The sequence below is a fragment of the Parafilimonas sp. genome (assembly GCF_047606085.1).
Classification (GTDB): Bacteria; Bacteroidota; Bacteroidia; order Chitinophagales; family Chitinophagaceae; genus Parafilimonas.
In genome coordinates, this window is record NZ_JASGEX010000056.1 from 1 (window position 1) to 15523 (window position 15523).

Annotated in this window: 14 protein-coding genes; 3 read left to right on the forward strand and 11 right to left on the reverse strand. The window is 40.7% G+C overall.

Features of this window, described 5'->3' with window-relative positions; all coding sequences use genetic code 11:
• Window positions 1-62: 62 nt before the first annotated feature.
• Entirely contained in the window at window positions 63-266 is a 204-nt protein-coding gene (locus tag QM629_RS04660) for a hypothetical protein (protein WP_415157685.1), read from the reverse strand.
• Window positions 235-489, reverse strand: a complete 255-nt coding sequence (locus tag QM629_RS04665) for a transposase (RefSeq protein WP_415157687.1) — start codon at window positions 487-489, stop codon at window positions 235-237. Before QM629_RS04665 ends, QM629_RS04660 begins: the two co-directional genes overlap by 32 nt.
• A gap of 244 nt (window positions 490-733) precedes the next feature.
• On the opposite strand from QM629_RS04665, the gene QM629_RS04670 reads away from it, so the two are divergent.
• A complete protein-coding gene (locus tag QM629_RS04670) occupies window positions 734-1111 on the forward strand; it encodes a transmembrane 220 family protein (protein WP_415157689.1) in 378 nt (125 codons plus the stop codon).
• Between the two features lie 114 nt (window positions 1112-1225).
• Here the strand turns inward: QM629_RS04670 and QM629_RS04675 are convergent, their stop codons facing one another.
• The 3 genes from QM629_RS04675 to QM629_RS04685 form a co-directional block, all read right to left on the reverse strand.
• A complete protein-coding gene (locus QM629_RS04675) occupies window positions 1226-4642 on the reverse strand; it encodes a ThuA domain-containing protein (RefSeq protein WP_415157691.1) in 3417 nt (1138 codons plus the stop codon).
• A gap of 750 nt (window positions 4643-5392) precedes the next feature.
• Entirely contained in the window at window positions 5393-6259 is an 867-nt protein-coding gene (locus QM629_RS04680) for a beta-1,6-N-acetylglucosaminyltransferase (RefSeq protein ID WP_415157693.1), read from the reverse strand.
• 2 nt (window positions 6260-6261) lie between these two features.
• Window positions 6262-7626 carry a flippase gene (locus QM629_RS04685; RefSeq protein WP_415157695.1) on the reverse strand — a complete coding sequence of 455 codons (1365 nt, stop codon included), beginning with the start codon at window positions 7624-7626 and terminating at the stop codon, window positions 6262-6264.
• 158 nt (window positions 7627-7784) lie between these two features.
• Between QM629_RS04685 and QM629_RS04690 the strand changes: the two genes are divergently transcribed.
• Window positions 7785-8627: a hypothetical protein gene (locus tag QM629_RS04690; protein WP_415157697.1), complete on the forward strand. Its 843-nt coding sequence runs from the start codon at window positions 7785-7787 to the stop codon at window positions 8625-8627.
• A 25-nt stretch (window positions 8628-8652) separates the two neighbouring features.
• Window positions 8653-9909, forward strand: a complete 1257-nt coding sequence (locus QM629_RS04695) for a right-handed parallel beta-helix repeat-containing protein (protein WP_415157699.1) — start codon at window positions 8653-8655, stop codon at window positions 9907-9909.
• A gap of 12 nt (window positions 9910-9921) precedes the next feature.
• Here the strand turns inward: QM629_RS04695 and QM629_RS04700 are convergent, their stop codons facing one another.
• The 6 genes from QM629_RS04700 to QM629_RS04725 form a co-directional block, all read right to left on the reverse strand.
• Window positions 9922-10530, reverse strand: coding sequence for an HAD-IB family hydrolase (locus QM629_RS04700; protein ID WP_415157701.1), 609 nt, complete (start codon window positions 10528-10530; stop codon window positions 9922-9924).
• A gap of 129 nt (window positions 10531-10659) precedes the next feature.
• Window positions 10660-11391, reverse strand: coding sequence for an SDR family oxidoreductase (locus tag QM629_RS04705; protein ID WP_415157703.1), 732 nt, complete (start codon window positions 11389-11391; stop codon window positions 10660-10662).
• Between the two features lie 130 nt (window positions 11392-11521).
• Window positions 11522-12856: an FAD-binding protein gene (locus QM629_RS04710; protein WP_415157705.1), complete on the reverse strand. Its 1335-nt coding sequence runs from the start codon at window positions 12854-12856 to the stop codon at window positions 11522-11524.
• Window positions 12856-13779, reverse strand: a complete 924-nt coding sequence (locus QM629_RS04715) for a UbiA prenyltransferase family protein (protein ID WP_415157707.1) — start codon at window positions 13777-13779, stop codon at window positions 12856-12858. The genes QM629_RS04710 and QM629_RS04715 overlap by 1 nt, the downstream gene beginning before the upstream one ends.
• 5 nt (window positions 13780-13784) lie before the next feature.
• A complete protein-coding gene (locus QM629_RS04720) occupies window positions 13785-15029 on the reverse strand; it encodes a glycosyltransferase (protein ID WP_415157709.1) in 1245 nt (414 codons plus the stop codon).
• Window positions 15030-15121: 92 nt separating this feature from the next.
• Window positions 15122-15283 carry a hypothetical protein gene (locus tag QM629_RS04725; RefSeq protein WP_415157711.1) on the reverse strand — a complete coding sequence of 54 codons (162 nt, stop codon included), beginning with the start codon at window positions 15281-15283 and terminating at the stop codon, window positions 15122-15124.
• Window positions 15284-15523 lie beyond the last annotated feature (240 nt).

Here is a 15523-nt window from a genome sequence, read left to right on the forward strand (position 1 = left end):
AACTCAGGGTAAAAGGCATATATGAGCGAGGCAACCCCGCCTGCGGGGTTGAATGAAGCAGATTAAAGCAGGTATCTTTCATTAAACTCAACACCATTCTCTATAAGCAATCTCCTGAATTCATCATAGAATGTTTCTTTTTGATGGTGCTGCTTTTGGTTTTTGATATAATTGATAATGACATCTTTTTCTTTTATCGAATAGGTGAAAGCGCCATAACTATCCTGCCATCCTTTAAAACCCGGAAATAAACCGCTGCTTTTCATCCAGCCATTGCTTAATATAGTCAGCGAGTGATGTTGATGGGTGAAGGTCTGAAAAAATATGAATGTGGTCTTCTGTTCCGTTAATGCGGTAAAGTTTACATTTTTTATTCTTTATAATTCCCCAAATGTATTTGTAAAGCTCTTCGCAATTTTCTTCCGCAATTGTCATTTTGCGATGCTTCGTGCCGAAAACGATCTGGTAAAAAATCTGACGGTAGCTCATAGTGCTTGATTTTCATTGGTTATAAAAGCTTGCTATTTAAACCTGTAATTTACATTAGTTTTCAAGACATTCAACCCCGCGTTGCGGGGTTGAATGTCTTGGCCCGCCCCTGTATTCCCTCCGCAACGCGGAGGGTTATTTACATTCCAGCCCTTCGGGCTAAAATAAAACGATCCGGCACCTCAAATTATTAATTAGCCTTTTCTCAGGCAATACATTAATTGACAATCATTATTTTGCAGCTATGAAAGTATTCAATATCACCTGGTGCATAATATTTATTTTGTTTGCCGCCCTGCAGTACAACGACCCTGATGCCATTAAATGGATTGCCATTTACTTATATGCCGCTGTCCTATGCTGGCTGGCATTCAGGAATAAATTTTATCCGTCTGCTTATATTATCGGTATTATCGTTTACCTGGGCTATGCGGTTTATAAAGTATTTGATGCAAACGGCCTGATTGACTGGGTAACCAAACACCATGCAGAAGACATTGCCGCAACAATGAAGGCCGAAAAACCCTGGATTGAAGAAACCCGTGAATTTTTCGGCCTTGTTATTTTGATAGTGGTATTGGGCATAAACTATATATATGCCCGCCGCCGGAGCAAAGCATGATGTATTGCCTGTTTCAGGTTTAACCCGGGTCGTGGGCGCTGCTCTGTCACCATGCACAACAAACCATCGTTCATTACTTACAACACCTGCAACCAGTAACCAGTAACCAGCCCCCTACCTGAACTGCACAAAGCCAACGCCGGCCTGCGCTGTTTCCTTGTCGTTCGCCGCTTTTGATACAAAATAAACCGTATGGTATTTTGCATCTGTTACGGGCCATAATTGTATATTCACCATAGCGCTGTTCTGTTTGCCCACCGGTGGCGCCAGGCTGCTTTTGCCCAGTAATTTTCCATCCGGCGCATCTAACCTCGCTTCAAAATCAAAACCATATTTTGGGGGAAGCTGCCAGCCAAGCATCAGGGCAGCCGTATGTAAGCCGGTAAGATCAATGCTATCCAAAGCAAACCATGCCTGCTGTTTGGGTACCACCATATAATTAGTGCCGTTTAAATTAAAGCTTGCATAGCCTTCTTTTTTCTCGGTGCCTTTAAATGTAACTGTATTGCTGCCCAATATGGCTGTGCCCTTGCCGGTTAAAGCCTTTATGTTATTGCCGCCTTTATCGGTATAGCTTGCCGACAGCACCATAGCGGCGCCTAGTTTTGCATTGGCCGGCGGTACAATAGTGCCACTGGCCGGCAATGATTTTTTGCCGGTATGCTCGCCGGAGAGCGATAATATCCAGCTTACCATTTGCTGTACATCGCTTTCAGGAAGATTGGGATGCGCCGCCATTACCGTTTCGCCCCACACGCCGCCGCCACCATTAACAATCTTGTGCGAAAGGTAGGCAACTGCTTTAGGGTCTTTTGCATACTTCTGCGATACCTGTATAAATGATGGCCCGATGGATTTTTCATTCTCTTTATGGCAGCTTTTACAATCAAGTGTCTGGGTGAGTATTTTGCCGGTTATGGAAGCCGTTTCGAGCTCTGTACCGCTAACAAATTTCTCTTTGCCGTAGTTTTCCATATAATCTACCGAAACAAAAAGATTGGCCGGGTCAATTTTGGAAGTATCTTTTGGATCGGCAACCGTTACCGAATAACCAACAGGCTTTCCGGGTATGTAGAATGATTTGTTGGAGCTGTTGAGCTGAACGTTCACAGCCGGTGTTTCATTGCCTGCATACAAAGCCACCGGTTCGCTTACAGATGAATCACCGGAAGGGTCTTTTACCGTAACCGTAAGCTTGTAATCGCCGGGAATGGTATAACTGAAATCAAGCCTGGGCTCTTTGGTTTCTTTCACTGTGCCGTTGCCCGGATGCCAGTAATAGGTGATCTTATCATGCTCCGGGTCTTTTGCATCAACTGTGGCTATGCCGCTGAACGGAAGCGCCCCCGTAGCTTTATCTACCTTAACTGAAATAATCTTTGGCGCCCGGTTGCCGGCTATATAATCTATTCTCGCCAGGCCTGCATCGGGGTTTTCCTGAAACCAGCCTGTGCCATATTCCAGCAGGTAAATCCTTCCGTCAGGCCCCACTTCCATATCAATGCAATTGCTCATCTGTATATTTTCAAAGAAAGGTTCCATCTTGTCAAAATCACCATTGGGCTGCAGGGTTACGGCTTTTATCCAGCCACGCATCCAGTCGTATATCAGCAGCTTGCCGTTATAATAATCAGGCAGCCTTGTTTCTTTGGGAAACATATCGGTATAGTAAACCGGGCCTGCCATAGCATTTCTGCCCCCTGTGCCCACCTGTGGAAAATCGGGCGATGCGGCATAAGGATACCAGATGAATGCAGGCTGCGCCGGGGGCAGGTTTTTTAAGCCGGTATTATTGCGGGATGTATTTACCGGGTGTGCCGGATCGAATGCCGGGCCGCTTTTGCCGGTGGCATAATCATAATCGTGATAAGCGTAATTATTGCCTACAAACAAAGGCCATCCAAAAAAACCGGCTTTACGCGCCTGGTTCACCTCATCATAACCACGCGGCCCTCTTGTATCAAGGCTATCGTTATTGGCATCAGGGCCTACTTCGCCCCAATATAAATTACTGTTTTTCTGGTCAACAGAAATGCGGTAAGGGTTTCTGTCGCCCATCACATAAACTTCAGGGCGGGTGCTGTCTTCGCCTTTGGGAAAAAGATTGCCATCAGGAATTTCATACGTGCCGTCATCTTTCACCCGTATGCGCAAAATCTTGCCGCGCAAATCGTTCGTATTGCCTGCCGACCGGCGGGCATCGTATTGCTGGTGGCCCGGAATATCATTCAACGGTGCAAAACTGTTGGAAACATATTTCACGCCCGGCTCATTAAAAGGCGTGGAGTTATCACCGGTAGAGAGATATAATAAGCCATCTGGCCCAAATGCAATGGAACCGCCGGTATGGCAGCATATTTCCCGCTGCGCATGCACTTCAAGAATCACTTTTTCTGAAGCCATATCCAGTGTATCATTTTTAAACGTAAACCGGGAAAGCCGGTTTACGGAACTGTCAACAGGGCTGTAATAAATATATATCCGGTTGTTCTTTGCATAGCCGGGGTCTTTGGCCAGGCCCATAAAGCCTTCCTCCGCATTTACGCCGGGCGTATTGGTATGCCAGTAAACATTCAGATAACCAACCTGCTTTACTTTTTTTGTATCGTTTTTATAAATCTTTAATTCGCCGCGGCGCTGGGCGATCAGTATATCAAAATTGGGAAGAATAGTCATTTCCGTAGGCTCAAAAAATTTACCCTGTACCAATTGTGTTTTTACAAAACGGTCTGCATCCGGCGGCATCTGCGTTTTTGCCTTACTATAATTTAATTCAAGGTTATCTCCTATTGCATATTGAATACCACCTAATAATAATTTTAAAAATTCAGGTTCTGTGTAAGATTCCTTTGTATGGCCGAGCGCTGTATAAAATGCGCGGCCGCCATCATATTCATGAAACCAGGTCATAGGATGATAACCCATGCGCCTGCCGCCATGATAGGTATTTTCATCAATCGTTATTAATACATGCACCCTGGCAGAGTCGAATTTCTTAAAGCTGTAAAATTCATCGGTGCGTTTCCATTGTTTGGGCAAATGTTTGGTAGCATTATTGGTTTGGTCAACCACTTCCAGCATGCCTTCCTGCACATTGCGCGCCGTATCATGAATGCCCGGGTGGTCGTAGAAATACCCGCCAACAAGCCTTCCATACCAGCCCCAGTCATACTCCGTATCAGCAGCGGCATGCACGCCCACATAACCGCCGCCGGCCTGTATGTACCGCTCAAAAGCGGCTTCCTGCCTGTAATTAAGCACATCGCCGGTGGTGCTTAAAAATATAACGGCTGAATATTTTTGCAGCGTACTGTCTGTAAACATTTCAGGGTTTGTAGTCGTGTCCACATCAAAATTATTTTCCTGCCCAAGTTTCTGAACAGCGCCGATGCCATCCGCTATCGCGTCGTGGTGAAACGCTTTTGTTAAGCTGAAAATAAGCACACGCGGTTTTTCACTTCTTTTATTGCTGCATGAATAATAGGCAATAACAGTCAGCGCAAGTGTGGTAAATACAAAGAATTTCTTCATGTGGCTATGCAGTTTATTTTATTTGAAAGCCTTAAAAATAAACAGTGATCATCATAATACTTACATTGATTACCGGTAATTTTTTAAAACCGGCACACCGGCTTTGTTTTCTACCTCACATTACGGGTAGTTACCTCTCGCCCTTCTTTGATTAACTATAAAACAAAGTACCATAGATTCCTTCCCCGCAATGTCTTCTCAAAAGCAATAAGCGCAGGCAGGGATATTGCAGCCTACGAAGCACAAAGCCTATCATTTCCCATAACTTCAAACCATGTCCGTTCGCAAAGCTATACCAGCTATATACTTGGTTTATGTTAAACGTTCCCGGGTTAAGGTCATGATTTATTAAAATCAATTATTGTCCGACTAAATAATTTAAAATCTTGTATTTCAATGTTTGACCTCACCCCAACCCCTCTCCAAAGGAGAGGGGCCAGAACCCGCTCTGGCAAATGGTTTCAATAGATTCGATAATTTTTATCCGGACAATAATGATTAAAATCTGCCAAAAAATCAATGAGGCTCATCAACACAATATTGAAAAATTAATGACACTCAATTTCCAGTTCTTTGATAATAACAATACTCATTCTTATGCGGCGTGAAGTATAATATTGTTGGGGGGTATATTTTTCTCAATTATTTCAACACGGAAGCCAATTGATGATAAAGGAAAAATCCTGAGGGTTTTTATTGGCGAAAAAGAAGATTTTTATTCCTATTTAAATTGTTTTCAATAACGGTTTGTCATTCCCGTTCAGCAGTTGCTTCAGTTACGCCAATGTACGCTTCCAGTTTCTTTAAGATTGAAGGCTCTTTTTCTATGTCAAACTTCCGGGCAAATAATTTTGAAGAGTTAACCAGTTCGTCAAAATCATCAATGGTAAGGATTTCCGGGTGGGCAATATTTTTATCAGCATTCCATTTTACATACACAAGGTTTTCTGCAATATTGGTTTTAAATGAAGAATTGTATAAAATGGTGGAAAATATAAATTCATCTGCTCCCCAGCAATACTTATAATACCGGATTACCGCAGGGTTTTTCTTTAAAAAATCAAGGCTGTATTGAATGGCTTTTGTAGTAAGCGTAAACCAGTTGGCCCGGCCTACAATGGTATGGTTAACCGGGAATTTTCTTTCCGGTAAAATATACGTTAAAAGATCACCAAGCCTGTATCTGCCGGGAATGCGCCAGTTGATCAAATGATACCTTTTTACCCTTGGCGCCACCGGCCATTCATCTTCTATTGATTCGCAGGTTATAAACTCGGTGCCTTTTCTTTTTAATATGTATTCATAAATTTCACTGGCCGGCCGCAGCGGGAAATCCTGGGCAGAGATTACATTTACGTAAGCATAATCATCAAGCGGTATTTCATTAAACCCGTTTAGTGTAGCCTGAATTGTGCCAAATGCAGCCCAGTAAATTTTAGCTCTTTTTTTAATGAATGAAACATTACTGAATAATGATGACAGGTACTGGAAAGGCCCGGCATCAGCTTTTTTATCAATATGGACATAAAAATGAAAGGCAGGATGCTGCAAAGCATGTAAAAGCATTTGCAATTGCTTCGGATTTTTGTGACCTAATATGAGAAATGCTATTTTCATGGTTAATGCCAGAACTGCAACCCTTTTTCCCGGTAAAGATTTAAGGCATTTACATATATGTCTTTATAAGTAGCAAAAACATATTTTACTATATTAGACAGCTTTAGTTCTATTTCTTTTTTCATGACAAAATACCAGATTATAAAGCCAATGCCGCCGGCAATTAAAGTGGCGATAGCGGCGCCATAAAAACCAAATTGTTTTAAACAGATGTAAGAAATAACAAGGTTGACAAAAAGAGAGCCGGTATTAATTACAAAGCATAAAGATGGCTTGCCAATGGAATTCAGCAGATTTGCCGCCTGGTTTTGCATTGGCCGCATTAAGCCGGTAATCATATACAGCTGTAAAATAGGGGCAGCCTCAACATATTTGGCCCCTGCAATGATTGTGATAAGAAATTTTGGAAAGATGATAATAAATATCGCAGCCGGCAGCGTAAAAGAAAGCAAAATACCCACCATTCTTTCGTACAGGTATTTCACCTTATCACCGCTGTCTTTATCGGAGGATGCTTTTGAAATTTTTGGGAAAATAATATCGGCTGCAGCATAAGAAGGAATATCTACCAGGCCATTTATTTTTGAGGCAGTGCTATAAAAAGCCACCGCACTGTTTGATATGAACGCGGCGGTCATAACCTGGTCAACATTGGAAAAAATATTCGACATAACGCCCGATCCAAAAATATATCCACCGTACCCAAAAATCTTTTTCACAGATGCTTTATCAGGCCTGAAGTAGTGTTTTATATATTTTTTGCTATACACATAAAGCACCACAGATCCTGCCAGGATGCTTATGGATAAATAGGTTGCCAGATTGGACAATGTAAAAGGCCTGCCAATAAAAAAATGAAAACCCAGAAACCCAAAAAAGAGGCCCTGCCTTACAATATACCCAAGCAGCACACCTTTAAAATCAAGATGCGATTGTTGAGTGGCCTCGAAGTGGGAAAAAAATACCATGCATATTAAACCGGGAATAAACCAATATAATGTTGCAGAGAGTTCCTTTCCGGCATGAAGCTTTATGCTCATCCAATCTGAGAAAAAGACAATGAAAATAATAAACAGCAGCGTTATTAGTGCATTAATCATGAATGATGACGAAGCAACGGATATTCTTTCCCGCAAATCATCTGTACCGCTCACATATTTCACATGCGCATTCTTTAAAAGCCCGCTTTTGGTTGCTTCAAAAACAGAGGTAACGGTTAAAAATAAAGCCCATGTTCCCATTTCGGCTGTACTTAATACCCTGGTTAAAATTATAAAATTTACCAGTCCGAAAACTGTGAGCGAAAACCGTTGAAGTACAGAGTAAAAACCAGAACGAATCCAGTACGAAGAGAAATAGCGTTTCAATTTTCGGATATTAATTTTTTCAAGTAATGGTACAGATAAAACTGTTCAAACTTAGTTCAAAAACTCATATCGCATAAGAATTAAGCCTAAATTGACGGCGAAATAGTCATATTTTTTGTTTAACGTTATTTTACTGTTGTAAAAGCAATTTCCACATAATGAGAAATATTGTTATAGCGCCCTGCGGCAACAAATCAACCATGTTTTACCAGCATTGGCTCGATAAAAAAGAAATTAAAAATTTCGACCTGTGCCTGCTTTTTTATCATGAAAAAATAAACGATCCGGGATTATATAATGATGTTGATTATTTCTTTCACCTGAAAGATTTTAAATACCACATGCTTTACAAATTGCTTACCGAAGTAAAACCCGGATGGCTGCAGCAATATGATTATTTCTATTTCCTGGATGATGATATAAAAATAGGCACGCATCAAATAAATAAAATGTTTGAGCTAAGCGCTGCTTTGGATAGCTGGATAAGCCAGGCCAGTTTATCTAAAAACTCCTATTGCAGCTGGCCGATGTTTAAAACACAGGACGGCAGTTTTTGCCGTTTTGTTGGGCAGATAGAAGTAATGGCTCCCTTATTTAAGTCGGAAGCACTGGCCAAATGTTTGCCCAGCTTTATTGGCAACAAATCAAGCTGGGGCGTGGATTCTGTCTGGTCTAAGATACTTGATTACCCGGAAGATAAACTTATGGTGTTTGACTGCATTACCATGGAACATACACAGCCGGTGGGCGGCGGGGAATTGTATCAGAAAATTGGCGTTGACCCCAAAGAAGATTGGGAAAACATCACTAAAATGTTTGGCGCAAGAAAACAGAATTACCGGGAATATGGCAGGCTTGCCGTAATTGATAAAGATCATTACCGCACTAATTTTTTAAGCATAAAAGGAAAAGAATTTTTACGAACAATTCAACGGCATGTAAACGATTATGATTTACCTTCGAGGGTTAGAAGCCAACTAAGAAAGCTGCGGCTTCGTTAAGTACCCAAACGAAGTAAAAAAATCTATGAAACACTTTTTTGTTTTTATGTTCTGCGTTATAAATAGCGCCTGTTTAAACCAGCCTTTACCGGTTTATGCCAAACAAAGTTTGCCAGCGCAATATGAACCTGCAGGCATGGCTACAGATTCATCGCTGTTAAGAAGCACGCTGAAAAAACCAGCCTGCACCGGTAAAAAGATTTATATAAAAAAAGGCGATGACAACGGCATTTATCTTGATGGAAAATCATTTAGCTATACCCCCGGCGATACTTTGGTATTAAAAGCGTCCGGCAATCCTTATTCCTATTTCTCACTGGGCAACCTGCACGGTTCAGAAGACTGCCCCGTTACAATTATTAATGAAGACGGGCAGGTGAATTTAAGCAACGGGATGGCTTTTGAAAACTGCAGCTATATTAATGTTACGGGAACCGGCTGCAAAAAAGAAAAATACGGGTTTAAAGTTGAAGACATAGCATCAAATGGTGTAGGTGTGGATATTCATGGAAGGTCAGCGCATATAGAAGTGCAGCATTTTTTCATTCACAAAAAAATGTATGGTTTTTGGATAAAACAGGAAGGCTGTTGCGTTGATTCGCTTCAATATCCTAACTGGGTTATCAATAGCATGTACATCCACGATAATAAGATCACACAAATGGGCCAGGAAGGCATGTACCTTGGTTCAACCGACCCGAATGGAGCAAGGGAAGTTTCCTGCAATGGAAAAGTTATAGCGCCTAAGCCACTGCGCCTTGGCAATATAAAAGTGTATAACAATATTATTGACAGCACGGGCCGTTCCGGCATTCAATTATCATGCGGCCAGGGCATGCTGAACGAAATATATAACAATGAGGTTAACAATTGTGGCTTTGAATTAAGCCCTGTACAGGGCAATGGCATTAGCCTTGGCGGTTATACACAGGCCCAGGTTTATAACAATACAATTAACAACACGTATGCGCTTGGCATACTTTGCCTGGGCAGCGGCAGTATCTTAATAAAAAATAACAACATAAATAACAGTGGTTATTTAAGCGGCCAAACGGCTAATGGCATGGCAGGCATTATGATTGATACAAGGCCCACCCAGCCGGTTGACAGCACAAAACTTTTTATACTGAACAATCAGATCGGCAAAAATACCGATCATGCCATACGGGTTTACCGCACGGTTGATTCTTATGCAAAAGGCAACGTGATCTGCAACAATTCGGGCAATGCGGAAGTAGATAAAAAAGTGAACTGGATAAATGAATGCGCCTATAAGAAATAACCTGCTCGGGGCTTAATAGAAATATTTCCTGAACGGTTTATAATTTTTCTCTGTTGCTAAGGCCAGCATGGGAAGGTCATCGGGCGAATCGCCGTAAGCATAAATCTTTTTATAATCAGAAAGCACATAGTTATTTTTAATAAGCCGCACCTTTTCTTTTCCTGAACAATTGCGGCCTTCAATTTTGCCGGTAAGTTTTCCGTTCTTTACCTGCAGCCGGGTAGCAATGCATGTAATATTATATTTTGTGCACCATGGCGCCAGCCAGTTTTCTGCCGATGCAGAAATTATTACAACCTGTGTATTTTGCTGCATGTGCCTTCGTATTTCGAGCAGGGCACTTTTATTGAGTATGCCAGGCAGTTTCTTTTCTGTAAATTCCACGCAAAGCGCATTGAATTTCTTTACATCAAGATCCTTTAAAAAATAGGCCAGCAAAATTTCTTTCGCTGTATGATTGGAAAGTATGCCAATCTTATACGCAACAATTACAGGAGATAAAACAAGAATACCTGCATAATAGCTGAACTTTCCTTTAATGAACTTCAAAATTTCTGCGAGGGAATCTTTTGAAGTAATGGTTCCGTCAAAATCAAAAAAAGCTATATCGGCAGTTTTCATTCGTACAAGTTTGATTTTTCAATGGCCTCATGCCTGTCCCGAACTTGCTTCGGGAGAACCTCGCTATGCACATTCCTCCTGTGTGAGAAAAAATTATCATGCTCGGTTTCATTTGCAGTTTATCAGATGTCATAAGTTCTTCTTCTTAAACATATTTTCAGGAATGGATTTTATAATCAGCATTATCCATTTCCAAAACCATTTTACATAAACAACATTCTGCTTTTTTCTTATTGCTTTTTCCACGGCTGCAGCCACATCTCCGGGCTCTGCAGTAAGCAAAGGCGGCAATTTTAAACCTTCGGTCATTTTTGTATTTACAAAGCCCGGCAAAATACTTACCACATGCACATTATTCTTGTACAGCCGGTTTCGCAATCCCGATAAATATGCCGTAAAACCAGCCTTTGCGCTGCCATAAATATAATTACTTTGCCTGCCCCGCTCCCCTGCCACAGAGCTTATACCAGCAATAACGCCGCTGTTTTGCGCGGCGAAATCCTCTGCAATAATATTTAAAACAGATACGGCGCCTGTATAATTGCTGTTGATCATTTTGAAACTCTCCTCCCAGTTTTTACCGGCCGCCACTGTATCGCTCATATAACCAAACACACAAATCGCAACATCCGGTTTTGGTATTAATGACTCGTAAAATGAAGCATGCGTTGCAAAATCCGTTGCATCAAATTCGTGTATGGTACAGTTTACGGCATAGCGTACCGAAATATCGGATTGTAAAGCCAGCAAACGGTTAGCATTTCTTGCTGCCAGTTGTATGTTGTTTCCTTTTTCCGCCATTTTTCGTGCAATGGCTACTGCCATATCGGAAGTGGCACCTAATATTAAAACTGTTGGCATAATTAAATAAGCTGTTGGGGCAATTTTTTGTTTACCGGCTAATGAAGGCAGAGCATTCTTCTGCAGTTATCTTCCCTATCATTCCTGGTTACGTTACCTGAACGGTTAAAAATACAAACGGCTCTGCATTTTATGCAGTTAAACCCAGCCTTTTTGATTGAACAGATCGTATCTTATTTGTAGGGTTATATTTATTTACAATCTGCCTGAATGTATCTAATTCCGGATAGCCGGCTTTCAGCACTTCGGGCTTCATGCGTGCATCTTTGCTCATATACAATCTTCCACCATATTGTAACACCACCTGATCAAGCTCATCTAAAAATTCAAATAAGCCTTTTCTTACAGGAAAATCAAGCGCCAGCGTATATCCTTCCTTCGGAAAAGAAATAATGCTTTCCTGCTGGCCAAATACTTTCAATACAGTAAGGAATGAGCCCATATTTCTTTCATTAATTTTTTTAACTATCTCTATCAATCCTTGTTTACTGTTTAACGGCAGAACAAATTGATATTGCACGAATCCTCGCTTGCCATACATTCTATTCCAATTATGCATAACATCTAAAGGATAGAAAAAAGGTTCATAAGAAACAACATTGTCAATTTCCTTCTTAAAATTTTTGCCGTAAAATAAAAAGTTGAAGGCTTTAACAGTAAATTGATTCAATGCGAAAGAAGGAAGATTAAAGGGGAAATTTAGTTTAATTTTTTTTGGAAGTTTCAACGGGTCTGATTTTAATTTTTCAGGCAGGTCTTCCACTTTTGCATGTTCGCCCAGTATAAGAATGCTCCTGCCAAAATGTTTGCCTTTTTTTAAACAGTCTATCCAGGCTACAGAATAAGTATAATCCTTATATTCTTCAAACAAACGGATAATATCATCAAGGCTCTCTGCCTTTATTTGTTTTTGTTTAATGTATGAAGTTTCAATTTTTTTCAGCCTGAATTTAACCCTCGTAACCAAACCTGTTAAGCCCATACCGCCGCAGGTGGCTTCAAACAGGTCTGCATTCTTTTCCGGGGAGCAAATAATAGTTGAGCTATCAGCCAGTATTAACTGCATCTCCATAATATGGCTGGAAAAAGAACCGTCAACATGATGATTTTTTCCATGTACATCGCTGCCTACCGCACCGCCAACCGTAATAAATTTCGTTCCGGGCGTAACCGGCAGAAACCAGCCTTTGGGCACAATTATTTCCAGTATCTTATCAAGGGTAAGCCCGCTCTGGCATTCCAGTATGCCATTCACCGTATCAAAAGAAAGTACTTTATCATATTTTAAAGTGCTGATGGTTTCTTCCGCCAGCGAAGCATCGCCATAGCAGCGGCCATTGCCACGTGGTATAAAGTGATCGCTTTCTTCTACCAGATGCTCCAACTGGTCATCAAAACTAAAGCTGCGCTCATTGCTTTCTATAACCGGGTAATTTCCCCAGTTTGCTATGTTCTTCTGTGCCATTATTTAAATATTGAAACGTCTGGTAAATAAATGATGAGGTAAAAACTTATTATCCATAAAACCAGCGTTGCCTGTAAAAATTTGTCTTTGTATAAAAGATCGGTTGGTGAGCCACTGTCCTTTTCAATGAATGTTATCTGCAAATACCGCATCAGCCCCACTATAACAAACAAAGCTGTATAATAAAGCCTGTATGTATTCCAGTGCTGCATTACTTCAGGCGAAATGGTGTACATGATATAGGCTATGATGATGATGCCGGTAAACAGAGAAAGCATGGCATTTAAAAATTCAAGGTTATACCCTTTAATGGCTTTGCGCATATCAAGCCCTGAATCAAGTTTAATTAACACATCGTCGCGGCGTTTTGCAATTGCCATGAACATGGCAAGCAAAAACACCATGATCATGAGCCATTGCGATATGCCTATTTCTGCAATAACACCGCCTGCCTTAATGCGCAAAACAAAGCCTATGGCCACCAGCACAATATCAAGAATGGATATATTTTTAAGGCCGAGGGAATAACCCAGGTTCATTACAAAATACAGCATTAAAACAAAAAGGAATTTGCCCTTTACAAGCGCTGCTATTGTTATGCCTGCTACCACACAGCTTACAAATAATGTGATGGCCGATTTTTTAGAAACGGCGCCCGAAGCCAATGGCCTTGCGCACTTAACAGGGTGCTTCTTATCCGCTTCTATATCCATGTAATCATTAATTATATAAATGGCGCTGGCTGTAAAAGAGAAAGCCATCAGGCCGGCAAAACACGACAGTAATTTTTGAATATTGAACACTTCGCCTGAAAAGAACAGCGGGAGAAAAAGAAACGAATTTTTTATCCAGTGCTTCGGGCGAAGCAGGCTTATATACTGTAACACAGATTTATTATTTTCTATTGAACCAGATGTAACCATTGTGCCTAACTTAAGTATTTATTAATAATAGCGCTTAGTTTTTCAACAGATTTTTCCCATGTGTGCGAACTGGCAAAAACTATGCGTTCCGTTCTTAGTTTATCACTGTCTTCCGTAAGCGCTTTTTCAATAAGGCCGGTAAATTCGCCGGGGGAATCAGAAAGATAAGTAAATGGCTCAAACATGCGCATAGCTTCTGTTCTTGTTGCCACAACAGGCTTGCCCATAGAGAGATATTCATCAATCTTTAAAGGATAATTTCCTTTGGTGATCTCATTTTTCACCTGCGGGTTAATGCAAACGTCAAAAGCATTTACATAAGCCGGCAGTTCCGGCAAATTCTTTCTTCCCAGAAAATGGATATTACTGTACTTATGCAAACGGGAATTTTTAAAATTATCCTGCTCCGGCCCCACCAAAACAATATTTGCACTGGCATATTTTTGGGCAATAGCTGCAATAATATTTTCATCAAGCCTTTCAAGGTCCAATACGCCGGTATAGCCAATAACAGGGTACGGAATATTCTGCATATCGGCAGGCACTTCATAATCTGCGCCAGCATTAAAAAGCTTTGTATTGCAGCCCTGCCCAATGTAATAAGACGATGCGTTATAACGGCCGCAGTAATCCGCATAATATTCTGAATTGGTTACCACCACATCAGCCTTTTCAATAAGCTCGGGCTCCAAAACGTCGCAATGCTTTTTCCAGTAATCGAAGCCTCTTAAATAATCGCGGCAATAATACACATATAATGACGGCGATAATAATTCTTTAAGATAATAACCGCTGAAAATATCATTATCGTTAAACAATATTATATCCGTAAAACCGAGCTCCTTCATTGCCCCTTCTATATCTTTTGCAAAACGCCTGTTATTAATGTAGTTAATCTTTTTAAAAACCGAAGTTGAAGGCAGCCAGTTTATAGACTCAATAATGGAGGCCGGGAAAAACTGCCACAGGTTTTTGCTGATCTTCTCCATCTTATTGCCATGCTCTTTCACAACGCTGCAATGCAGTTGAACGCCTTCATCTTTATTTTTTGAAACCCAGGTTTTTCTGTTCAAAGGTTTATTTATATATAACACCCTGTTATGCTCAGCAAGCCGTAAAGCAATGTCTTTACAGTTGCTTCCCACGTGATAATACCAGGGCTGTATGCCTACAATCACTATGTCTTTTCCTTTCAGGGTAAGGAGGTTTGATATTTTCTTCTCATCAGCCTCCGGATATAAAATTCGCATCTAATTAACGGCGTTGGTTTTTTTGATAAAGTTATTGCACGGCTTTCTTACCTTCCTCCCTGCATTTGAAGAACACGTTATAACCAGCATTTTCAGGCATACCGGGTAATTTGCACAGCGCTTTTTTTCAGAATATCCATCTTAAAAGGATTATCGGGGCAGAGATTGGAGGCCAGGGCCGCTAAAGCATAAGCGTTGTTATGCTGTTTTATAAGCGCTTTTAGCCCATCAGCGGCATTGGATATACAATTCATACCAATTAAATTTTTTAATATCGCGGACTAAATTAAAACAGGAGGGAAAATTTTTTATTTCCTTTTAAGTGAATATTCCGTTTTATCCTATATGCGTGTTATTTTTAACGTTAAACGATATTCAAACTGATTCTATAATTTTATAACGAAATGAAGTTCAATCTTTCTGTTTCTCAAAATAACTGGCTCAGAAATTCAGATTTATTTATCATTATCTTCTTTTGCTGCATCCCTCTTTTC

Coding starts and splice junctions, on each gene's coding strand:
- QM629_RS04710 (WP_415157705.1), bottom strand. CDS start 12,856: ATGGCACAGAAGAACATAGCAAACTGGGGAAATTACCCGGTTATAGAA.
- QM629_RS04705 (WP_415157703.1), bottom strand. CDS start 11,391: ATGCCAACAGTTTTAATATTAGGTGCCACTTCCGATATGGCAGTAGCC.
- QM629_RS04680 (WP_415157693.1), bottom strand. CDS start 6,259: ATGAAAATAGCATTTCTCATATTAGGTCACAAAAATCCGAAGCAATTG.
- QM629_RS04715 (WP_415157707.1), bottom strand. CDS start 13,779: ATGGTTACATCTGGTTCAATAGAAAATAATAAATCTGTGTTACAGTAT.
- QM629_RS04670 (WP_415157689.1), top strand. CDS start 734: ATGAAAGTATTCAATATCACCTGGTGCATAATATTTATTTTGTTTGCC.
- QM629_RS04675 (WP_415157691.1), bottom strand. CDS start 4,642: ATGAAGAAATTCTTTGTATTTACCACACTTGCGCTGACTGTTATTGCC.
- QM629_RS04720 (WP_415157709.1), bottom strand. CDS start 15,029: ATGCGAATTTTATATCCGGAGGCTGATGAGAAGAAAATATCAAACCTC.
- QM629_RS04695 (WP_415157699.1), top strand. CDS start 8,653: ATGAAACACTTTTTTGTTTTTATGTTCTGCGTTATAAATAGCGCCTGT.
- QM629_RS04690 (WP_415157697.1), top strand. CDS start 7,785: ATGAGAAATATTGTTATAGCGCCCTGCGGCAACAAATCAACCATGTTT.
- QM629_RS04700 (WP_415157701.1), bottom strand. CDS start 10,530: ATGAAAACTGCCGATATAGCTTTTTTTGATTTTGACGGAACCATTACT.
- QM629_RS04665 (WP_415157687.1), bottom strand. CDS start 489: ATGAGCTACCGTCAGATTTTTTACCAGATCGTTTTCGGCACGAAGCAT.
- QM629_RS04725 (WP_415157711.1), bottom strand. CDS start 15,283: ATGAATTGTATATCCAATGCCGCTGATGGGCTAAAAGCGCTTATAAAA.
- QM629_RS04660 (WP_415157685.1), bottom strand. CDS start 266: ATGAAAAGCAGCGGTTTATTTCCGGGTTTTAAAGGATGGCAGGATAGT.